This window comes from Paraburkholderia jirisanensis, from assembly GCF_054782355.1.
The window spans coordinates 99,909-121,268 of the sequence record NZ_BAAGSQ010000026.1; the positions used below are offsets into that span (position 1 = coordinate 99,909).

Genomic DNA, 21,360 nt, shown 5'->3' on the forward strand with positions numbered 1-21,360 from the left:
AGGAGCGCGCGATGTTTACCCGTTTCGAGGAATACGCGGCCGCATCGATGCTCGGCGCGCCGGATTCGCCGCCGCGCGTCGATGGCAAATTGCTGTTCACCAATCGCTGGGAGCGCGACGTGTTCGGGCTTGCGTTGTCGCTTGCCAAGGCTGGATGCTTCGAGTGGGAGGATTTCCGCCAGAGCCTGATCGCGTCGATCGCGCGTTGGGAGACGGCCGATTGCGTTGATCAGCCGCGCTGGGACTACTACGAGCGCTTCCTCGAAGCCCTGCTCGACGTGATCGAAGCGCACGGCGTGCTGTCGCGTAGCGAACTGACTCGCATCATCAAGGCTCGCGTTCCCGCTGCAGACGATGCCTCCGCCCACTGATTCACTGACGAAGAGAGGTTCCGATGAACGATACTGTGATCCACCCTGTACCCGAACTCGCACCGATACCGCTGCGCGAACTGTTGCCATGGGTGCTATTTGCCGGCCTGCTGATGCTGTTCGTGCTGTACTTCGTCGGCGCGGAGCAAGGCGCAACGTCGCTGGTGCCGGGTATGTTCGTACATGAATTCGTGCATGACGGCCGGCATCTGCTGGGCTTTCCATGCCACTGATGTGGTGCCTTGGGGCCGAGCTGCTGCGGCCGTGTCATCACGCGTGACGAATGCCAGCCGCATTGCAACGATGGCAAGCCCCCCTCATTGGCGAGCTTCCGATGTTGCCGTATAAACTGTCTTCGGCTGGGGTGATCGTACCGAGAAGCATGCCCCGCCACGTATTTGGAGGCTCGCAATGAAACGCATCAAGATCGGCATGGTGGTCTTCCCGGGTTTTCAGCTGCTCGATATCGCTGGGCCGCGAGACGCCTTCGCCGAAGTCAAGATTCTCAGCAACGGAGAATCCGACTACGAAATCATGACGATCGGCACGACGCGCGGCAGCGTGCAGTCGTCGAGCGGGCTCGCGACGTTGCCGGACCGCACTATTTTCGACGTGTGCCCTGACTTCGACACGGTGATCGTGCCGGGTGGCCTGGGCATTTTCGATGCCTACGACGACCCGGCGTTGAGCGGTTGGCTCAAAGACCAGCAAAAGCGCTGCCGGCGCGTGTCGGCCATCTGCAACGGCGTGTTTGCGCTGGGCGCGGCCGGCCTGCTCGACGGCCGCATCGTCACCACGCACTGGATGGACGTGCCGCGTCTGTCGGCAACCTTCCCGAAGGCGAAAATCGAAGCGGATCATATCTTCGTGCGCGACGGCAACATCTTCACGACCGCCGGCGTCACCGCGGGCATCGACCTCGCGCTGGCGATGATCGAAGACGACTTCGGTAGACACATGGCGCTCGACGTCGCGAAGTATCTGGTGGTGTATCTGCGTCGGGCCGGCGGTCAATCGCAATTCAGCCCGCTGCTGGATGCGCTCGCGTCGCCGGGCTCTCAGATGGTCACGCTGCAGCAGTACATGCTGGACAATCTGCACGCGGATCACACGGTCGCTTCGCTCGCGACGCGCGTGCATATGAGTGCGCGCAACCTGTCGCGCACATTCATGAAGGAATGCAGCACGACGCCGATGACGTTCCTGAATAACGCGCGCATCGATGCGGCGCGGCGCTACCTTGAAGGCACGGATCTGTCGCTGCGCGAGATCGCGCAACGCTGCGGGTTCGACGATACCGATGGCTTCCGGCGTGCGTTCAACCGGCGTTTGCAGATCAATCCGGCGGATTACCGCGACCGCTTCAGGTCGAACAGCCTGCCGCTTGAAAACGTCGTGCCGCTGCCGGCCGCGGCGCTCGACGTGGATGATGGATTGCAGGTGGCGCGGCGGTTGATATCGGTGTTGTGAGTGGGTGAAGGCTGAATTTCATCGCGGTGGGGCGTAGGGTATCGCGCCCACGCCCGCCGATTCAGCTGCCATCAAGCGCTAAAATCCGTCGACCGCGACACCTCCTGCCACGCCGCAACTTCCTCCTGCATCGCAACCAGCTTTTCACTCACGAGCTTGAGCGCATCCGATCCAAGCACCAGGTGCACTGGCGGATGCTCCATCTCCACCAGCTTCAGCAGCACCTGAGCGGCCTTAACCGGGTCCCCCGCCTGTTGCCCGCTCTTAGCTTCACGCGCAGCGCGCACCGGATCGAATAGCGCGTCATAGTCCGCCACGCTGCGCGCGCTGCGCACCATCGAACGTCCTGCCCAGTCGGTCCGAAACGACCCCGGCGCCACCGCCGTCACATGCACATTGAATTGCGCGACTTCCTTCGCGAGCACCTCCGAAATACCTTCCAGCGCGAACTTGCTGCCGCAATAGTACGAAATGCCCGGCAGCGTAATAAAGCCGCCCATCGAAGTGATATTGATAATGTGCCCTTCGCGCCGCATGCGCATCGACGGCAACACCGCCTTGGTCACCGCCACCGCACCGAACACGTTCACATCGAATTGCCGGCGCATCTCGGCGAGCGGCGATTCTTCGAGCGTGCCTTCATGGCCATAGCCCGCGTTATTGATCAGCACGTCCACCGGACCATACTGCTGCAGCACCTGTGCGATTACCGGTTCGACGCGCTCGAAATCCGCCACGTCGAGTTCGACTGCATATGCACGACCCGGCGCAAGCCGTTCGAATTCGGCACTAGCGTCCGGCTTACGCACCGTGCCGATCACCCTATGCCCCGCATCGAGCGCGGCCTGCGCAAACGCCCTGCCAAAGCCAGAGCTAACACCGGTGATCAAAAACGTCTTGTGCGTAGACTGTTGCATCGAATCTCTCCTTTCCGTCAGACATTTTCCGCCGCAACCCTGCGGTGTGAATGGAGCAGATCTTAAGGATAGCGTTGAGCCCTGCAAATGCGGGTTCGTATGTTTTGATTGCCTGATCCTATGAACGCGTAGATTCTCACGCGCATCGGTGGCACATTGATGCCGGAACACCTTGCCAACGGAACCGCTGTGACCCACCCGCCAGACCACCCGACGCCCATGCGCCGCCGCATGGTGGACCTGCTTGCCGCGCTCGCACCGCTCGAGGGCTATAACCTCACCGCGCTGCCCGACGTGCGGCTGCTGCGTTCGAACCGCCCGCTCACCCGCACGCCGGTGCTGTACGACCCCGGCATCGTGATCGTGTGCCAGGGGCGCAAGCGCGGCGTGCTCGGCAAACAAATCTATCTCTACGACGAGCAACACTACCTCGCAGTCAGCGTACCCGTGCCCTTCACGATGGAAACCGACGCAAGCGCAGACAAGCCCTTGCTCGCCATCTACCTGCGGCTGGATTTCAGCGTAGTGGCTGAACTGCTGTTACAGCTCGACGAACTCGGCGTGCATGCCGACGCCGAACCTAAAGGCATGCTGTCGACGCCGCTCGACGAAAGCCTGAGCCTGTCGGTGCTGCGCTTTCTCGAAGCGATCAGTGAACCCGTCGCGGCCCGGGTACTCGGCCCGGCACTCGTGCGCGAAATCTATTTCCGAGTGCTGACCGGCGAACAGGGCCCATCGATGCGCGCCGCGCTGACCCGACAAGGCCAGTTCGGCAAGATCGCGCGGGCGCTGCGCAAGATCCACCAATGCTTCAGCGAACCGCTCGACGTCACGCAACTGGCCGCCGAAGCGAGCATGAGCGTGCCGTCGTTTCATGCGCACTTCAAGGCAGTGACGAACACATCGCCGATGCAGTACCTGAAATCGACGCGTCTGCACCAGGCACGTCTGCTGATGCTGCGTCAGCACGTCACGGCTGCGGTTGCGTCCGCGCAGGTCGGCTACGAAAGCACCTCGCAGTTCAGCCGCGAGTTCAAGCGCCTGTTCGGCCTCAGCCCGGTGGATGAAGTCGAACGCATGCGCCGCCATTTCGCGCTGCCGGACCCACTGCCCGGCGCCGAGTATGTCGCGTCGCACTAGCCCGCAGCGAATCTCCGGGCCTTGACTGGAGGCGCATCAACCCCTCAGGCTGCGACAGCACCGCCGCTGTCATAAAATGAACCGCAACAGATTGCCCGACCAACCCGTTCGCATTGCACCGCCTCGCCGCTGCGATGCCGTTGATGGAGCCGATCGATGAACACTGCCGCCGCACAACCCCATGCCGGCCCGCACGAAATCTGGCTGATTCGCCATGGCGAAACCGAATGGAGCTTGAGTGGCCAGCACACCGGCCGCACCGATATCCCGCTGACCGAACACGGCCGCGAACAGGCGCGCGCGCTGGTTCCGGTGCTCGGCGCACAGCAGTTCGACACGGTATTGTCGAGCCCACTGTCGCGTGCAATGGAAACATGCCGGCTGGCTGGCCTTGGCGAACACATGGAAGTCGAACCGCGGCTGCGCGAATGGGACTACGGCATCTACGAGGGGCGCAAGACCAAAGAGATTCGCGAAAGCGAACCTGACTGGTCGGTGTGGACGTCGCCGATACCGGAAGGAGAAAACCTCGCGCAAATCGAAGCGCGCGCCGGCGCGCTGATCGAACGGCTGCTTTCACTGCAAGGCCGTGTCGCGCTGTTTTCGCATGCGCACTTTCTGCGCGTGCTGGCAGGCAGCTGGGTCGGCTCGGCAGCGATCGGCGCGCATCTGTATCTCGACACGGCGTCGGTCAGCATTCTCGGTTTCGATCGTGAAGACCGTGTGATCCGCCGGTGGAATAGCGCGCCGCCAGCGGCAAGGTAACGCGCAACGCACCGCACACCGCGAGCGCGACGGAATCAAGCCACCGTCGCGCGCTCGCGGCCAACCCGTGTCAGTCGCCCCGCAAGCTCGTCGGCCAGCCGATGCGCACCAGCGTGCCGTCCGGATCCGACAACGCAAATTCATACATGCCCCAAGGCTTGTCTTCGGGACCATTCTTTTCGATGATCTCGTCGGCAAACGCTTGCGCGAGCCGATCGACTTCTTCGGTGTAGAGATAAACACCAAACGGGTTGCGTCCCGCCACCAGCCATCCATCGACAGCGCGCGTCAGATGCAGATGAGCGCCCTTTTCATCGGCGAGGATCCGGTACACGTCGTCCCATTCGGCGACCACGGCCGGGTCGCCACCCGGCCGTCGAAACCCGAGCCGCCTGTAGAACGCCTCCGATGCATCGAGATCGTTGCACGGCAGAATCGTGGTCAGCCTGTGCTGCGGTTCGCTCATACAACCCTCCAGTGATGTTGTGAGGCATTCGCTTCGCGTGCTCGCCCAATGTCACCGCGATGACACACAGATTACCGAGTATTTCTCCTGCATTACGTTGGCCCTTTCGTTTGCAGCATGGCGTGAACGCTTGCAGCACGATGTCTTCACGCCAATCTACTTCCCCCCAGGAGATATCGGTGCCTAAATCAAGCTCGTTTGCGTTGACGCTGATCGCGTCGCTGTTTGTCGTGTCGTCCGCTCATGCTACCGTCGATCTGATCGCCAAAGGCCAACTGCCCGGCACGACCGGCGATCTATCGCGCGAAACCGCGGCGCCCCTCGAAAACGGCGCACCGGGCAACCTGTTCGGCGGCATCGGCTCGGCGATGACCTATGCCGGCTGCACGAACTTTATCGCGGTGCCCGACCGTGGCCCGAATGCGATTCCGTTCAACCCGGCCATCGACGACACCGCTTCGTACATCAACCGCTTCCAGACGCTGAACCTGCAACTGTCGCGCGCACCATCCGGCGCCGACCTGCCGTACGTGCTCACGCCGAAGCTGACCGCCACCACGCTGCTGCACACGTCCGATCAACTGGTGTACGGCAACGGCGCGGCCGCAGGCGTGCCGAACGGCGCACCGAAGCTGAACAAGACCCACCACACGAGCTACTTCACGGGCCGCTCGGATAACTTCGATCCGACGCGCCGCTCGACCAATCCGCTCGATGCGCGCCTCGACCCGGAGAGCGTACGGATCAGCAACGACGGCGACAGCGTGTACATCTCCGACGAGTACGGCCCGTACATCTATCAGTTCGATCGCCAGACCGGCCGCCGCATCGACGTGATCAAGGTGCCGGACAGCTTTGCGGTGACCACGCTCAGCCCGGTCGGCGCCACGGAAATCAGCGCCAACACGGTGGGCCGCGTCGCGAACAAGGGCATGGAAGGCCTTGCGATTTCGCCGGACGGCAGGACCTTGTTCGGCGCGATGCAAAGCCCGCTGCTTCAGGACGGCGGCACCAATGCCGCGTTCACGCGCATTTTGCGCATCGATCTGCGCACCGGCAAGACGCAACAGTTCGCGTATCAGCTGACCAACATCGGCACGGATGCGAAGCCGAACTTCACGACCATCAGCGACGTGGTGGCCGTCAACGACCACGTGCTGCTGATGGACGAGCGCGACGGCAAGGGTCTCGGCGACGATTCGACGGCCAAGTTCAAGAAAGTGTTTCGTATCGACCTGGACGGCGCGCAGGACGTGAGCCAGGCAAGCGGCGCCACGGGCCTTCAGCCGTACGCGTTGCAAAAGACGCTGTTTCTCGATGTGGTCGCGACACTGAGCGCACACGGCCTCGACCCGAAAGACATTCCGGCGAAGCTGGAAAGCCTGACCTTCGGCCCGGACATCAAGATCGGCGGCAAGCGCAAGCATACGTTCCTGATCGCGAATGACAACGACTTCATCGGCGTCGTGACGGATACGAATCATCCGAACGGGATTGCCAATCCGAACCAGTTCTTCGTGTTCGCGGTGGACCCGAGCGATGTGCCGGGCTATGAGCCGCAAAAGCTGGCAGCGCATTTGAACCGCGACAACTCGCACGACAACGGCGGCCAGTGCCGTTTCGTGCGCGACGACGACAACGACGACCACGGGCATGGTGGCCACGATCATGACGATGATGATCACGGCTCGCATCACGGGTTTTGACGTTGACGCACAAATGTAGCCAGCAGAGCTAGAGAAAATCGGGCAACGGAACCATCCGCCGTTGCCCGATACAGCGACACGTGCGGACGCTAAAGCCCCACGAAGGCCTTCAAACGCCCCACCCCTACCGCGTCGAAATAACGATCGCCACCCGCCGGTTCTGCGCACGCCCTTCCGCGGTCGCGTTGTCCGCAACAGGCTCGCGCGCGCCCGCGCCGGTTGTCTGGATGCCGCCACGCGGCAAGCCCGCGCCAACCAGCGCATCGGCCACCGCATTGGCCCGCTGCAGCGACAGGCGTTCGTTGTACTCGCCGGAGCCGGTCGAATCGGTATAGCCGTACACCCGCACGTTAGAAATGCCGATGCCAGTCAGCGTGTGTGCCACGCGCGCCACCACCTGCAGCGCCTCCGGCTTCATCTCGAAGCGGTCCGTATCGAACAGCACGCGGTCGTTCAGGCCGAATTCCCAGCCTTCGTCGGTGTGCTTGAAGCCGGCATCCTTCAGCACGGCAATCTGCTTTTCGCTCAAACCATGCTGCGGCGGCGCGCTCTGGCATCCGGCCAGTAAACCCAGCCCCAACAGACAGCCGAGCATCAGAAAACGCAGACACCAGTTTCTCGTCGAACCTCCGAATCCTTGCTTCGTAACGCCTTTCACCTTGGTTCCCCATTCGTATTCGTCAGAGCGTGTTCGTTATCGCCGCTGGTTCTGCTGCCGCAGTCACGGCATGTTCTGTTCCGGCGCATCCTCCGCGGCGCGCGCGCTGCGTTCGGCTTGCGCTACGCGCCACGCACCCGGTCCCGCGCGCTTGGCCTCATACATCGCCGCGTCGGCGCTGCGCAACACGCTCGAGCGGCCCCGCGCATGCTGCGGATAGAACGCAATGCCGACACTCACCGTCGTGCTGACTTCGCGCCCATCCGGCAGTGCAATTGGCATATGCATCGCGTCGATCAGCGTCTGCGCGATGCGCGCCGCGTCCGACACTTCGCGCATCCCGGGCAGCATCACGACGAATTCGTCGCCGCCGAGGCGCGCCACCAGATCGCTCTTGCGCAGCGGCGCACGCAGCCGCGCGGCAATCGCCACCAGCACCGCATCGCCGGCGTCGTGCCCGAGCGTATCGTTGATTTCCTTGAAGCGGTCGCCGTCGATAAACAGCACGCCAACCGACGTGCCCGACAGCTGTGCATCCGCAATCGCCTGTTCGAGCCGCGCATCGAAATAAGCACGGTTCGGCAAGCCAGTCAGCCCATCGTGATTCGCCTGGTGGGTGAGGCTCGCGTTCTGTTCATGCAGCGAATGTTGCCAGCTTTCGAATTCGTCGAGCAGCGCGTTGAAATCTTCGCCCAGTTCGTGCAATTCCGCGATCGGCGTAGGCTCGACGCGGCGGCCGAACACGCGGTCGCGGCGCACTGCGCGCGCAACGTCGGCCAGCGCACGCAGCGGTGCCACGATGTCGCGATGCATATGCCGCGCGATCAGCGTGCCGGCGCCGAGAATGATCACGAGGCACGCCAGCACGCCGCCGCTACCGCCGAGCATAAACAGGCTGAACTGATGCCCGCGCCCGCGCACCTGCAGATGCCCGAAGACCGCGCCGTTGTGCATCACCGGCACCGTCACGGTCTTGCGCAGCGCGAGATCGGCCACGCGATGCAACATGCGAACGAACGGACCTTCGTCGGCGCGCTGCCAGACCACCAGCTCCGTGCCGCGCGCGTCGGTCACCACCACCTGCGCAACGTCTTCGTTGCCGGCGATCATCGCAATCGCTTCCTGCGCCGCGACGTTGTCGTTGAACACCACCGCCGCTTCGACCGTGTACGCCATCGAGCGCGCCAGCAGCATCAGGTTATCCGCCGCATACGAGCGCAACACGATCCACGCGACCAGAATCAACGATACCGCTGCCAGCGATACCGCCGAGAATGCGAGGCGCAGATACGTGCGCCGCAGCGCCCGTTCGAGTGAAGGACGGTGCGGACGCAGCGCAAAAGGCGCGGCGGCCTGGGTGCCGCCGCGTGCCCGTGGCGCGCGTGTGGTCATGACGCTCCCCGTTTGTGTGCGAGCCTGAGTACGTTCGGACTGACGCGCACACCGCTGCGCGCCACGCTGTCCAGATTGATGTCGAACGTCACACGCCCCGCATCGTCGCTCAGGCAAAACATCGCGCCGAGCGTGCAGCTACTGTCGTGCTCGCTGATCGTCAGCACCGGGTCGCCGGCGATGTGCGTATTCAGCCGCACACGTTCGGCCTCCGTCAGTTCGCCCAGATACAGCGCGTCGCAGCTGCTGCCGATGCTCAGGTCGCCGGGCTGCACGTCGCGCGCCACCACCGGCGGTGCGGCGGACGGTGGCGCTTCGCCTGGCGTTTCACCTGGCGCGACGAGCGTAAAGCGGGTGCGGCCGGTCACGCAGAGCCGCACGCTATCGCGCGGTTGCGGCCAATGCGCATAGCTGATGATGCCAAGCACGATGCGCCGCACCGCAACCTCGTGTTCGAGCGGCGCGGCGGCCTGTGCATGCGCCGGGCTCGCCAGCACGAATGCGAGCACGCCGCTGGCCCACAGGCTGGTTATGCAAAACCGTCCCGTACGCACGAAGGCTGCTTCAGTTAACGGTGCTTCGTGATTGGTCATGCGCAAGCCGCTGCTGCAAATACACGGTCCGGAATGCTCGAGCCGCACTGAAAATAAGTATTCCGTCTAAAGGGCGGACCATTATAGGAGCGTTAAATCGCTTTGGTGAACGGCAAACGTTTGCACAATGCAATCTCGTGTCAGCGAAGCAACGCTCTATGCTGTGCGCATTGCCATTGCAACGCAATGCACGAAATCCAGCATTAAAGCGCGACTATTCATGCACGGCAGTGGAGTTTTAAAGCAGCCAATAACGGCATTACAAAATCTATTTGCGATATGCGCAATGGCTTGCCGCAACACACAACGGCGCCTGACGCAGCAGCGTCAGGCGAGCGTTGGCTGCACGTATCCGCTCAACAGCAGCGCCATCTGCGCGGCGGCAAACAGCACGATCAGCAGTGCGCCGGAGATCGCAAACACACGTTGCAGCGTCTGCACACGCGAGCGGTAACGCGACGCGCGCAGCAAGAGCCGGTTCGCGCCCAGCGCGCCGAGGCCGACCAGCGTCACGGTTACCGCAACGCCCGCGGCCATCGCCAGCGTTGCCGCGACACCAACCAGCGGCATACGCGCCGCCACTGCGGCAACCAGCACGAAGATCGCGCCGACGCAGGGCCGCACGCCCGCGGCGAGGCCGGTGCTGAAGATCTGCGAAAACATCGGCATGCGCGCGGACGTAGGCGCGAAGCCGGCGCTGCGTCCGCGTGGGCGTGCCATCAGTCTGGCGCCGAGATAGGCGGCTTCGTCCTGCGTCGACCCAGTAGGCAACAGCCGCGCGCGGCGCTGCTTCGGCACGAGCTGTACCGCTGCCGGATCGAAGCAGCAGTCCTCTCGCGAAAACGCGGTCCACAGCGTCCAGCCGCCCGCGATACATAGCAGCGCATAGCTGACCACTTCCAGAGCTTCTGCCTGCGACAGCACATTCGCGACGCCCGCTTTGGCAATCGACGCCACGCCGACTACCAGCACGATCGCGCTCAACGCTTGCACGAGCGCGGTCCAGCCGCTCAGCAGCATCGCATGCTTCACGCGTGCACGGCGCGAGCCAAGGTAGGTGCTGATCACGAGCTTGCCGTGTCCTGGGCCGACCGCATGCAGCACGCCGTACGCGAACGACATCAGCAGCAAGGTAAGCCACGTGCGCGGCGTCGAATCGCGGCGCAGTTGCGCGGCGGCGTCTTCGATGCGGGCATTCAGCTTGCCTTGCCACACGATGCCCGCGACCAGCACTGCGCGTACAGGCTCGGGCAACACAAAAGGAGGCGGCTTCGGTTGCGGCATGTCAGGCACCGCGGACACGCCAGGTACTGCGGACGCCGCATGCGCCGCGGATGCACCGGCGCTACCCGACTGCACCGGCCGCCCAAATACGTCGATCGCCGGCCCAGCCGCATGGGCCGCCGGTATCGCAAACGCGAACCACAGCGCTGCCAGCCCCGGCAGACAGCACAAACACAGGAAAAAACGGATGCGCTTCAACATGAGATTGCCGTCGCTTGCGGCACGACGATGCCGTTGAAAATCGGATGCGCACGATCCGCAAAGGGCTTGGCCGTGCACGTGGAGGCAGCGCCGTCGAGGGTGATCGCATGCGCCGCGTCGGGTTCGTAGTCGACGAAAAACGAGTCGTCCCAGATGCCGAGCGCAACCTGATGGCCGGTAACGTTGACAGGTTTCGCCAGTTTCAACGTGAACGTGTAGACCACCTTGCCCTGCTCGACCGATACGCGGAAATCGTCCGGATCGAGCGCTGGCTGCGGCTGCCCATCGACAAACAGATGGCTGAAATACTGCGCGCCCGCCAGCGATGCAAACGCCTGCTCGCGAAAGATAGCGGTTTGTTTGGCATCCAGCGTGCCGTTATCGGGCAACGCATCGATGCCTACCAGCTGTACCGGGAAACCCTCGGTAAAACGCCACATTTGCTTGATGGCAAGCACCGACGTGCCGCGCATGTGCAGTTGCGCCGAATATTTGATCCACACGTGCGGATGCGCTGCTGCCGCGCCCGATACAAGCACGGCGGCAATCAGCATCGACAATCGAATGACGCGGGACCAACGGGCGATCTGCATGGTGCGCCTGTTAAAGCGTACTGAATACAAGGCGCGCTATTCTCGCACGGGCTCGTTGCACGCAGCGCATGAAAGTGGTGAAAATTTGGCCAGCGCGCACGATATTGCACACCGCCTGCGATGCCTTTAAAACCGCTTTAAACCGTCGTTGCCACCGCTTTGGCCGGCTTGACCGGCTTTGCGTTGCCACGCAGATATTCGATAAGCGGGCCTGCCGGCAGCGCCTTCGCGAACAGCCACCCCTGGCCATATTGCACGCCTCGCTGCTTCAGATAGTCGGCCTGCCCTGCATGCTCGACGCCCTCCGCGACGATTTCGAGCCCCAATGCATGCGACATCGCGATGATATGCGGCGCGACGATACTGGAAGCCGCCTGCTGGTCGATCGTATCGATGAACGACTTGTCGATCTTCAATACGTCCACCTTGGAATTCTGCAGATACGCGAGGCTCGAGTACCCGGTTCCGAAATCGTCGATATACACCGGATGGCCCGCACTTCTGAATGCCGCAATCGTTTGCCGCGTCGCATCCGCATCGAGGAAGCTGCGCTCGGTTGCCTCGATGTGAATCTGCCGCGCCGCAATGCCGCTATCCGCGAGGCGTGCGGTCAGCACCTGTAAAAAGCGGTCCGTTTGCAAATCCACCGCCGCGAGATTGATCGAAACATGGAAGCCTGGGCGCTCGCGCAACAGCGGCCCCAGTTCGTCGAGCGCCTTCTGCAGCACGAGATCGGTCAACGGCTGGATCAGGCCCTGCTCTTCGGCCATCGGCACGAACACGTCGGGCGACATGTTCTTGCCGTCCAGCTTCCACCTGACCAGCGCCTCGACGCCGATACATTCGCCATCCTCAAGACGGATGATCGGCTGGTAGTTCACCTCGAGCTGCTCGTGACGAATCGCGCGCTCGAGCAGAGAAGTCAGTGAAAGCTGACGCGAAAGCAGCCGGAAAGCAAACCACCCCGCTGCGCCGCCAGCCAGCACGCCGACCGAAAGCCAGCCCGCCAGCAGCTTCTTCCAGCCGGCCAGCAAGCTGCGCCGCGGCGCCCTCACGACCACACCTAGCGGCCGCGTCGTCGAATGCGCGACCGAATACAGCCAGTGCCGGTTGTCGACCTTGCCCGCGTGCTTCCACGCATCGAGCAGCTCATTGCCGTCAGCACCCGCCGACATCGCCAGCAGCGTGCCGGTATCCGTATTGACCGCCGCGATTGGCCGCGCCTCCTGATCGATCACGTCGACGTAAGACTGCGGATCGACCGATACGTATTCGCCGTCGCGACCGATCAGGATGTCGTCGCGCGGCGTATCGAGCGGATTCTTTTGGTGAAACCAGAACTGATAGCCGTCCTGGCTTCGCCAGTCGGCTGGCGGCAACGCGAGATGTCGCACGCGGGCGTCGCCGAGCAACGCGGAGCACACATACTTGCCTTGGGCATAGACGCCGGCATCCTGGATATAACGGTAATCGAAGCTGATGCGGCGCAGTTCGTCGAGGTAGGCGGGTGTGCAAGCTTCGCCGGGAATACGGTCGATGTCGCTGATCGCGCCGATCGCCTGATACGTGACAAGCTCAGCGCGAATCAGCGCTTTCGCCGCGAAGGCCTTCAGATCGTTCTGCTCGCGTCGGACCGCATCGCGATTTGCGACATAAACGCTCGTGAGCACCGGCGCCAAAGTCGCCATGCAAGCGATCGCTATGGACGTCGAAATCGTCGCTAAACGACCCATGAAACTCCCCTCGCAACCTGTTGGCCAAACTGCCGTTTTTGCTTATGTGTCGGTGCGGGAAGTTTTTTGCCGTTCTAATCGCGCCGAGTCTCGCGATCATCATATATCTCCGTGACAGTAGAGAACTGGCCAATAAAGATTTCGTCATTCGCGTCGATGCGATGCGCAACGCAAAAAGGCCTGAATTCAAAGCCTTTTTGCTGCCCGGTTGGACTCGCAACCGTTTGCGGCTGTTAAAGCGTGATCTAAGCCGCTACACCACACCATCATTCTTTTATGACATGCAATGCAAGCTAACGCCTGCGTTCATGCTTTGCCCGACTTCGCTTCTTTCAAACGCTTACGGTGCGCAGCCACCTTCGCGCGGTTTCCACAGATCGCCATGCTGCACCACCGGCGCGCATGACCACGCGTATGGTCAGCGAACATCAACGTACATGCCGGGCCTTCGCATGCTTTCACTTGCGTAAAGTCTTCGTCGCACACCAGCTTCGCAAGGATCTCGGCAAGCGGTAGCAGCAGCGATTCCGCCGAGCGCCAGCGGCGCTTTTTCTGCAGTTCGAAGAACGGGCTGACGCCGTCGTTGCGCGTCACGACCTCGTTGAAGCTCTCGTCGCGCGCGAGCAGTTCCTGCACTGGCGCGAGTTCCAGCAGCGCGGAAGCACTCAATGGCTGCCCACGATACTGTTTGACGAAGCCGCGGAACCACTCGCGCAACGCGCGCGCCTGCGCGGCAACGGCGTCCAGTTCAGCGGGCGCCGCGCTGGTCCGCATTTCATCCAGTACCGCCGCGGGCACCAGCCCAGCCTGGGCAAGCCATGACAACAGTCCTTCGCCGTCGCTGATCCAGTCGATCGGCACGTCCACCGGCGTCGCGACCGAGTTCAGGAAATCCAGTCCGGGAGCGTCCGCGATGAAGATCGCTGGCATCGGTTGGTAATTCATTTCAATCGACCTCGCGTTTCTGATTGATTGTTTTGAATAGTAACCATCACCACCGAGCTTGACAAGTTACCTCTGCCATATGTAACCTCTCTAACATCGATTTAACGGTTACACACTCAACCCACAGTTTTCGAAGGAGTCGCAGATGTCTTCGCAAAAAGTCGACGCGAGCGTAGTGCTTGCACATGGCGCCTGGGCCGATGGATCAAGCTGGAGCAAGGTAGTCGGTCGGCTGAAAGCCGCAGGTGTGAACGTGGTTGCGGCGCCGTTGCCGCTCACGTCGCTGGCCGACGACGTCGCCGCGCTGGACCGCACGCTCGAGCGGGTCGACGGCCCGGTGGTGCTGGCCGGCCATGCGTATGCAGGCGCGGTGATCGGCTCGACGCACAGCCCGAAAGTGCGGGCGCTGGCCTATATCGCGGCGTTGGCGCCGGCCGAAGGCGAGACCGTTGCGGACGTGTTCTATCGCAATACGCCGCATCCGCAAGCGCCGCAACTGGCGCCGGATGCGCATGGCCTGATCTGGCTGCCGGATAGTGCGTTCGCCACCGCTTTCGCGCAGAACGCAAGCGCGGAAGAGCTGGCCGTGCTGGCCGCCGCGCAACGGCCGATTGCGGCGCCGTGTATCGGCGCTCCGGTCGGGCGGCAACTGTGGCAAGACGTGCCGAGCTGGTATCTGGTGGCGCAAGACGACCGGATGATCGTGGCCGACACGCAGGTTTTCATGGCGCAGCGTATGCATGCGGAGATCCGTACGCATGCGATGGATCACACGCCGCTCGTCACAGCGCCCGAGCTGGTCGCGCAAATCATTCTCGAAGCGGTCACGCAGGTAACGAACCGCTGACGAACCACCGCCGTAAGGCGGTAACGGCTTGTCGAAAATGCACGCCCCGTCCGTGCCCTTTGAAAGATATCTCGCAGCATCGCTAATCATCAGGAGCATCACATGAAAGCCATCGTCATCGCCAAGTTCGGTCCGGAAGTGGAAAACCTTGTGTACAAGGAATTGCCGGAGCCTGAGCCGAAAGAGGGTTTCGTGGTGATCGAGATCAAAGGGTTCGGCATCAACCACGCGGAAATGCACATGCGTCACGGCACCTGGGCCGAAGCCGCGGAAGTGAGCGGCATCGAATGCGTCGGCATCGTGAAGTCGTGTCCGGGTGGTGAATTCCCGGTGGGCGCGAAAGTCGCGGCGTTGATGGGCGGGCTAGGCCGCACCATCAACGGCAGCTACGCGGAATACACGCGGGCACCGGTGTCGAACGTGGCGCTGATCGACGCGGATCTGCCATGGGCCGAACTCGCGGCGATTCCCGAAACCTATGCGACTGCATGGACCTGCATATTTCGCAATCTCGACATCAAGAAGGGCGAAACGCTGGTGATTCGCGGTGCGACGTCGTCGTTTGGTCAGGCCGCGTTGAAGCTGGCAGTCAACGCCGGCGCAACCGTCATTGCGACGAGCCGCAACCGCGCCCGTTTCGGCATGCTCGAGGAACTCGGCGCCGCACGCGTCGAACTCGAAGGCCCGGATCTGTCCACGCGCATCGCCGAAGCGAAGCAGATCGACGCCGTGCTCGATCTGGTCGGCAACAGCACGATCCTCGATTCGCTGGCGATGCTGCGGCGCGGCGGCCGCGCATGTCTCGCCGGATGGCTCGGCGGTCTCGATCCGATCAAGGACTTCAACCCGCTGCTGCAAATGTCGAGCGGCGTGTATCTGACTTTCTTCGGCAGCTTCGTATTCGGCACGCCGGCTTTCCCGCTGTCGGACGTGCCGCTGCAGCAAATCGCACAAGACGTGGCCGCCGGTCGCCTGAGTGCAACACCTTCGCGGGTATTCGGCTTCAACGAAATTCACGACGCGCATCGCGTGATGGAAGCCAATGCGGCGAACGGCAAGATGGTTGTGGTGCTTTAGTCCAGCGCTTTTTTAGTTTTTTAGAACGGGCTTAGACCCAGGTCAGGAGATTTGTCATGTCGAAAAAAGTAGCGATTGTCACGGGTGCGAGCCAGGGTATCGGCCGCTCGACGGCCATCCGGCTGGCGCGCGATTTTTCATCGGTCGCGCTGGTCGCGCGCAATCGCGAGAATCTGGAACAAACCGCCGCTGACGTGAAAGCGGCCGGCGCCGAACCGCTGGTTATCGAGCTGGATCTTGCGGAACCGCCTGCGGCACAGCAGGTGGTCGAGCGCACGCTGGCCGCATTCGGGCGCATCGACGCGCTATTGAACATCGCCGGCGCGGTGCCGCAAATCGACCTGTTCGATATGACCGACGATCAGTGGGAAGGCGGTCTTGCGTTGAAGCTGCATGGCGCACGGCGTCTGACGATTGCTGCGTGGCCGGCGCTGAAGGAAACGTCGGGTGCCGTGGTGTTGATGTCGGGTAATTCGGCAGTGTTTCCGAAAGCGCCGTATGCGGCGGTCGGCACCATCAATGCGGCGATCGTTGCGCTGGCAAAAGCGTTTTCCGATCGCGGCATTGCGGATGGCGTGCAGGTAAATAGCGTATTGCCGGGCCCCGTGATGACTGGGCGGCGTCAGTCGTATCTCGAACATTGGGCGCCGCTGCACAACATGACCGTTGCAGAGGCAACCGAAAAGTTTCCGCGTGATGCGGGGATCTCGCGTTACGGCACGCCGGAGGAAATCGGCGAGTTGATGGCGTTTCTCGTTTCGCCCGCGGCGCGCTGGATGACGGGTACGACGCTGCGCATGGACGGCGGCGAAGTTAAATCGATCTGAACGCGATTGCGAGCATGCGTTAACCGACGTGTGCGGCGCGAGCTCGTATGCGGTTACTTGCGGTTACTTGCGGTTGCACGTGGAGCGACGCGGCTGCACCTCGATCCGCATGCGCTGACCATTGACCTCGATGTCCTGCAAAGCCGGCGGTACCCGTTTGAAGGTGCCGTCGGCAAGGGCGTTGCGTACGCCGGTGCAATCGGGGGCGATCACGAACTGGCCCAACGCTTGCCACCGCTGCGCGGCGTCTTGTCCGAATATCGAAGCGGTGTTGTCGCCGTCTCCGATCACCACGACGTTGGTTTGACCGCTGCCATTCAGATCGACCATGTAAGCGTCGCATCGCATCAGGTCGACCGTCAGGCAGTTGGGCAGGCTCCACTGATACTCCGTCGCATGTCGCCAGTCGTTCGAAATGAACGAAGCAGGCACTGCAACGCCGGGCGTACGCGACGTGATGTTATGCGCTAGCGCAGCGGCGTCGGGCCACGTTACCCTGCGATCCTCGTCGTCGGCACGCTCAGCTTTTGCGCTCAATTCACGGATGCGCGGGGCATCCGGGCCATCGGTACCAGCCGCCAATCGTGTTAGCGCTTGCCGTCCGTAGATCGCCGAACGAAAACGCAGAAATGCGAAGTCGAACTGATCGGGCCGCACCCGCCCGCTCAGCAACCGCTCGACCTGACTGTTCACCGAAAGACGATCCGGATCGGCCAGCGGTGTGAACAGCGCGATCAACACCGCCAGCGAAACCCACGCGGTCGCCACATTGACGGGCGCCAGCCGGTCGAGCGACGCGCGCCGATCGACCGCGGCCCATGCATAGCCTAGTGCATGGCACGCCGCGACCAGCACGCACGCGCAGGCCAACACCCGCTCTTTGGTCAAACCATACTGGCCGATACGCAACGCGAGTGCATAGGCAGCCAGCGCAGTCAGCAGTGGCAGCATCAGGCTTGCTGCACGCATGCAGATGCGCAGCACGCGCGGCGCGGTTTCGCCTGAGCTCCCGCCTTTGAATACCGCATTGACGAACAGAATCGTCAATGCGACCACGCTCAGCAGGATCTGCGTGGCGGAACGGGTCGCCCATAGCGCTTCGAGGCCCTTGAACGGCAGGCTCAGCAGAAACCCGCCGGTGATCAGCACGAGCACCAGCAGCAGCCACGACATCAACGAATGCACGAGCGTACGTGTGCCGCGGATCAGATCGGGACGCACGTCGGTGATGTGCAGGGCACCGGCAAATGCCATCGAGCTGACCGGGACGATGAACCACGTCTGCTTCAGCAGCTCTTGCAGGAAGCTCAGCTTGATCAGCATGAACAACGCCGCGCCGGCCCACAGCACGAGATGCAAAGCGCCCACGAAGATCAGCGACAGACCGATCTGCAACGCGAGCTTCCAGCTATTCTCGAAGTACGACTGGTACGGCGCGACCCAGGCTCGCGCGGCTTCCCCCGCGACGATCAGCGCGTAGGCGATGAATACAGCTACCCCGATAAAGAATGTCGCAGGCGCGGACGGCTCGCGCACCCCTTTGTTGCCGAAAAAGAAATCGCGGGTTACGGAGCCGGCTGCGCGCCACGCGTCGTGATATCCGATAAGGGCAACCAGCGCGCCGAGCAGCACCGCCCATAAGACCAGACGCGCCGCCCGCAGATGGCCAAGACCGATTACGACTACCGGAGCGACGTATAGCGAAACCAGCAGCAGCGGTACGAACAGCAGCGGCATATGGGCCAGCGCGGCGTGATGGCGCGCCGCTTCGAGCAACGCGTACAGCAGCACGCCTTGCACGACACCGACGCTCAGGCGCTGTACGAACAGCCGTTGAGAATCCGGTGCAGGCTGGCGTGAAGGCAGATTCGACGGTTCGTTTTGCATAGCACCCCGGGGCTTCGTGATCGCAACGTCGCGCGCTCGTCTAATGCGAAACGTCCTCGAGACTCTGCCCCGTCACCCTCGGACCGAAGATACCGATCGCGCCCATCACCACCACCATCGCTGCGGTAATCAACGCAAACACCCCGTTCACACCGAAGTTGCGCAGCGTGAACGCGATCATAAAGCCGGAGAACATCGCGGAAAGCCGCGACATCGAATAAACGAAGCCCACTGCACGAGCCCGCACGCGAGTCGGAAACAGCTCCGCCTGATACGCGTGATACGCAGCCGACAGCAGCGCGTTGCTGAGCGTCAGCAGCACGCCGAATGTCATCAGCGGCACTGCGGCGCGCTGCAATGCGAACAGGCTGCCGAACACCGCGACACCGAGTGCGCACAACACGATCAGCGTCTTGCGTTCGATGCGATCGGCAAACGTGATGCCGATCAGCGGGCCGATCGGATTCGAAATCGCGATCACGAACGAGTACAGCAAGCTATGCGTGATCGTGACGCCGTTGGCCACCAGCAGCGTCGGCACCCACGAAGCAAAGCCATAAAAGCCGACCGATTGAACGAGGTGAAACACCAGCAGCGTGATTGTGCGGCGCCGGTACGGCGGCTGCCAGATTTCGCGGAAACGCGCCTGCGTAGTCGCGACCTCGGCTTGCGCACGTGGCGTATCGAGTGCGATACCGCGCGCGGCGATGCGCGCCTCCAGATCGTCGAGAATGCGTGCGGCCTGCTGGATATGCCCACGCTGCGCGAGCCAACGCGGACTCTCCGGCACGCGGCGGCGAATCCACCACACGGCCAGCGCACCGAGCGCGCCGATCACGACCACCACACGCCAGCTATCGAAGCCCCATAACGGATGCGCCTCGAACCACCACGCAAAAAACGCAGCGGCCGGCACTGCGGAAAACTGCACGACGTGAATGAACGCGAACGCACGACCGCGAAAGTGCGCAGGCACCAGTTCGCTGACGTAGGTATCGATCACCACCAGTTCGACGCCGACGCCGATACCGGCAATCAGCCGCCACAGGTTGATCGCCTGCGCCGAATCCTGAAACGCCATTACCAGCGTCGCGATCGAATACCACAGCAACGAGGCGGTGAAGATCGCGCGGCGGCCGAAGCGGTCGGCGAGCGTCGCCAGAAAGAACGTGCCGATAAAGAGCCCGGCGAACGACGCGGCGACGAATGCGCCCAGCCCGCTAAAGCCGATGAACGATGCGGTGGTAACGGAATACATGCCGCTCTTGACCAGCGCAGGCCCGACATACGCGGTCAGAAACAGATCGTAGAATTCGAACCATCCGCCAATGGAGACGAGCAGCACCAGCATCCAGACTGGAGCGCTGGCGGGCAGGCGGTCGAGCCGCGCGTTGATGTGCGCGGCGCTGATCGCTGCAGGTTCGATTGGTTGTGCAGCATGGGCCGCCGTTGCGGGTGTTGCGGGCATGAAGTCTCCTCTTTCTTCAGATAATGCGATGCTTTCTTTCAAAAGCATGACAGGCGTAATGCGGCATACGAATTTGTACCGCATGATGACCCGATGCGCGCCGGCCAGCAACGTGCAGACGTATAGATAAAGGGAACGGTCGCTGCAAATTCCGGTCCGATCGACAACCGCTATAAAGGAGCACAAGAAGAATGGAGACGACGAACCCCCACGCGCGGCAAGGCCACACCTTCGTACTGGTGCATGGCGCATGGCATGGCGGCTGGTGTTGGCGCTTTGTGATGGAACGACTGATTGCCCGCGGCCACCGGGTGTTTGCGCCGACGCTGACCGGCCAGGGCGAACGGCATCACCTGCTTGAAGCGGTCACGTCGCTCGACGTGGCAATTGCGGATATCGAGAACCTGCTCGAAGCAGAAGAACTCGACAACGTCGTGCTGGTTGGTCACAGCTATGGTGGCCTCGTTGCATCGGGCGTGGCGGACCGCAATGCGCACCGGCTGCGCTCGCTGATTTTTCTCGACAGTTTGCTGGTCGAAAGCGGCCAATCGGCAATGGACATATTGCCGGCCAATGTGAAGGAAGAGCGCCTGAATTCGGTAAGGGAAAGCGGCCAGTCGCTCGCAATGCCGGTACCGGGTCTCGGCGGCACCGGCATTCCGGAAGACCATCCGCTAGCCGGCTGGGTGCGCCGCCGTTTGACGCCGCATCCGCTGGCCACGTATCAGACGCCACTGAAGTTGCGGCATCCGCTGGGCAATGGGCTGCCGCGCACCTACGTGCATTGCGTGGAGCCGTCGTACCCGACGCTCGAGCCGGTGCGCCAGAAGATCCGCGCGACGAGTGGCTGGCAATGGGCGGAGATTGCGAGCGGTCATGATGCGATGGTGCTGCATCCGGATTTGCTGACTGATTTGCTGGAAGAGCTGGCGGATAGCGCGGCGTAATAGAAAGGAATACAGCGCGCTATGCGGCAATGCCATGAATTAGAGAAGCCGAACGCTAAACGCAATGCTTTAG

The 21,360-nt window shown here is 62.4% G+C and carries 21 protein-coding genes; 10 read left to right on the forward strand and 11 right to left on the reverse strand.

All coding sequences use genetic code 11. The annotated features are described in order from the left end of the window. The first annotated feature begins 11 nt into the window (after nt 1–11). The 3 genes from ACYVNQ_RS16905 (at nt 12) to ACYVNQ_RS16915 (ending at nt 1,841) form a co-directional block, all read left to right on the forward strand. Nucleotides 12–371, forward strand: a complete 360-nt coding sequence (locus ACYVNQ_RS16905; RefSeq protein WP_460903698.1) for a nitrile hydratase accessory protein — start codon at nt 12–14, stop codon at nt 369–371. A gap of 23 nt (nt 372–394) precedes the next feature. Next, nucleotides 395–604, forward strand: coding sequence for a CbtB domain-containing protein (locus ACYVNQ_RS16910; RefSeq protein ID WP_460903699.1), 210 nt, complete (start codon nt 395–397; stop codon nt 602–604). Between the two features lie 178 nt (nt 605–782). Next, the gene (locus tag ACYVNQ_RS16915; protein ID WP_460903700.1) at nt 783–1,841 is read left to right on the forward strand and encodes a GlxA family transcriptional regulator; all 1,059 of its coding nucleotides are present in this window, start codon (nt 783–785) and stop codon (nt 1,839–1,841) included. A 71-nt stretch (nt 1,842–1,912) separates the two neighbouring features. Here ACYVNQ_RS16915 and ACYVNQ_RS16920 read toward each other — a convergent pair whose 3' ends face one another. Further along, nucleotides 1,913–2,758, reverse strand: coding sequence for an oxidoreductase (locus ACYVNQ_RS16920; RefSeq protein ID WP_460903701.1), 846 nt, complete (start codon nt 2,756–2,758; stop codon nt 1,913–1,915). A gap of 219 nt (nt 2,759–2,977) precedes the next feature. Here ACYVNQ_RS16920 and ACYVNQ_RS16925 point away from each other — a divergent pair, with 219 nt between their 5' ends. Both ACYVNQ_RS16925 and ACYVNQ_RS16930 read left to right on the forward strand, forming a co-directional pair. Then, nucleotides 2,978–3,898: an AraC family transcriptional regulator gene (locus ACYVNQ_RS16925; protein WP_460904942.1), complete on the forward strand. Its 921-nt coding sequence runs from the start codon at nt 2,978–2,980 to the stop codon at nt 3,896–3,898. Between the two features lie 156 nt (nt 3,899–4,054). Next, nucleotides 4,055–4,663 carry a histidine phosphatase family protein gene (locus ACYVNQ_RS16930; protein WP_460903702.1) on the forward strand — a complete coding sequence of 203 codons (609 nt, stop codon included), beginning with the start codon at nt 4,055–4,057 and terminating at the stop codon, nt 4,661–4,663. 70 nt (nt 4,664–4,733) lie between these two features. On the opposite strand, the gene ACYVNQ_RS16935 is transcribed toward ACYVNQ_RS16930, so the two are convergent. Beyond that, entirely contained in the window at nt 4,734–5,129 is a 396-nt protein-coding gene (locus tag ACYVNQ_RS16935; RefSeq protein WP_460903703.1) for a VOC family protein, read from the reverse strand. 179 nt (nt 5,130–5,308) lie between these two features. Here ACYVNQ_RS16935 and ACYVNQ_RS16940 point away from each other — a divergent pair, with 179 nt between their 5' ends. After that, the gene (locus ACYVNQ_RS16940; RefSeq protein WP_460903704.1) at nt 5,309–6,835 is read left to right on the forward strand and encodes an esterase-like activity of phytase family protein; all 1,527 of its coding nucleotides are present in this window, start codon (nt 5,309–5,311) and stop codon (nt 6,833–6,835) included. 124 nt (nt 6,836–6,959) lie between these two features. On the opposite strand, the gene ACYVNQ_RS16945 is transcribed toward ACYVNQ_RS16940, so the two are convergent. The 7 genes from ACYVNQ_RS16945 to ACYVNQ_RS16975 form a co-directional block, all read right to left on the reverse strand. Beyond that, entirely contained in the window at nt 6,960–7,493 is a 534-nt protein-coding gene (locus ACYVNQ_RS16945; protein WP_460903705.1) for an OmpA family protein, read from the reverse strand. A gap of 63 nt (nt 7,494–7,556) precedes the next feature. Beyond that, complete coding sequence (locus ACYVNQ_RS16950) at nt 7,557–8,885, reverse strand: diguanylate cyclase domain-containing protein (protein WP_460903706.1); 1,329 nt, start codon at nt 8,883–8,885, stop codon at nt 7,557–7,559. Further along, complete coding sequence (locus tag ACYVNQ_RS16955) at nt 8,882–9,478, reverse strand: YfiR family protein (protein ID WP_460903707.1); 597 nt, start codon at nt 9,476–9,478, stop codon at nt 8,882–8,884. The genes ACYVNQ_RS16950 and ACYVNQ_RS16955 overlap by 4 nt, the downstream gene beginning before the upstream one ends. Before the next feature lie 327 nt (nt 9,479–9,805). Then, complete coding sequence (locus tag ACYVNQ_RS16960) at nt 9,806–10,963, reverse strand: nickel/cobalt transporter (RefSeq protein WP_460903708.1); 1,158 nt, start codon at nt 10,961–10,963, stop codon at nt 9,806–9,808. After that, nucleotides 10,957–11,517, reverse strand: a complete 561-nt coding sequence (locus tag ACYVNQ_RS16965) for a DUF1007 family protein (RefSeq protein ID WP_460903709.1) — start codon at nt 11,515–11,517, stop codon at nt 10,957–10,959. Before ACYVNQ_RS16965 ends, ACYVNQ_RS16960 begins: the two co-directional genes overlap by 7 nt. A 176-nt stretch (nt 11,518–11,693) precedes the next feature. Beyond that, entirely contained in the window at nt 11,694–13,244 is a 1,551-nt protein-coding gene (locus ACYVNQ_RS16970) for an EAL domain-containing protein (protein WP_460903710.1), read from the reverse strand. Nucleotides 13,245–13,595: 351 nt separating this feature from the next. After that, nucleotides 13,596–14,234: a CGNR zinc finger domain-containing protein gene (locus tag ACYVNQ_RS16975; RefSeq protein ID WP_460903711.1), complete on the reverse strand. Its 639-nt coding sequence runs from the start codon at nt 14,232–14,234 to the stop codon at nt 13,596–13,598. Between the two features lie 145 nt (nt 14,235–14,379). On the opposite strand from ACYVNQ_RS16975, the gene ACYVNQ_RS16980 reads away from it, so the two are divergent. The 3 genes from ACYVNQ_RS16980 to ACYVNQ_RS16990 all read left to right on the forward strand — a co-directional run bounded on the left by ACYVNQ_RS16980 (nt 14,380) and on the right by ACYVNQ_RS16990 (nt 16,985). Continuing rightward, on the forward strand, nt 14,380–15,081 hold the full coding sequence (locus ACYVNQ_RS16980; RefSeq protein ID WP_460903712.1) for an alpha/beta fold hydrolase: 702 nt from the start codon (nt 14,380–14,382) through the stop codon (nt 15,079–15,081). Nucleotides 15,082–15,183: 102 nt separating this feature from the next. Then, nucleotides 15,184–16,158: a zinc-binding alcohol dehydrogenase family protein gene (locus tag ACYVNQ_RS16985; RefSeq protein ID WP_460903713.1), complete on the forward strand. Its 975-nt coding sequence runs from the start codon at nt 15,184–15,186 to the stop codon at nt 16,156–16,158. A 56-nt stretch (nt 16,159–16,214) separates the two neighbouring features. Next, nucleotides 16,215–16,985: an SDR family oxidoreductase gene (locus ACYVNQ_RS16990; protein ID WP_460903714.1), complete on the forward strand. Its 771-nt coding sequence runs from the start codon at nt 16,215–16,217 to the stop codon at nt 16,983–16,985. A gap of 63 nt (nt 16,986–17,048) precedes the next feature. Here ACYVNQ_RS16990 and ACYVNQ_RS16995 read toward each other — a convergent pair whose 3' ends face one another. Together ACYVNQ_RS16995 and ACYVNQ_RS17000 are read right to left on the reverse strand one after the other, a co-directional pair. Continuing rightward, nucleotides 17,049–18,872 (reverse strand): DUF4153 domain-containing protein, encoded by a 1,824-nt coding sequence (locus ACYVNQ_RS16995; protein ID WP_460903715.1) that lies wholly within the window; start codon nt 18,870–18,872, stop codon nt 17,049–17,051. 40 nt (nt 18,873–18,912) lie between these two features. Next, the gene (locus ACYVNQ_RS17000) at nt 18,913–20,340 is read right to left on the reverse strand and encodes an MFS transporter (RefSeq protein WP_460903716.1); all 1,428 of its coding nucleotides are present in this window, start codon (nt 20,338–20,340) and stop codon (nt 18,913–18,915) included. Nucleotides 20,341–20,531: 191 nt separating this feature from the next. Between ACYVNQ_RS17000 and ACYVNQ_RS17005 the strand changes: the two genes are divergently transcribed. Then, nucleotides 20,532–21,287, forward strand: a complete 756-nt coding sequence (locus ACYVNQ_RS17005) for an alpha/beta hydrolase (protein WP_460903718.1) — start codon at nt 20,532–20,534, stop codon at nt 21,285–21,287. The last annotated feature ends 73 nt before the right edge of the window (nt 21,288–21,360 follow it).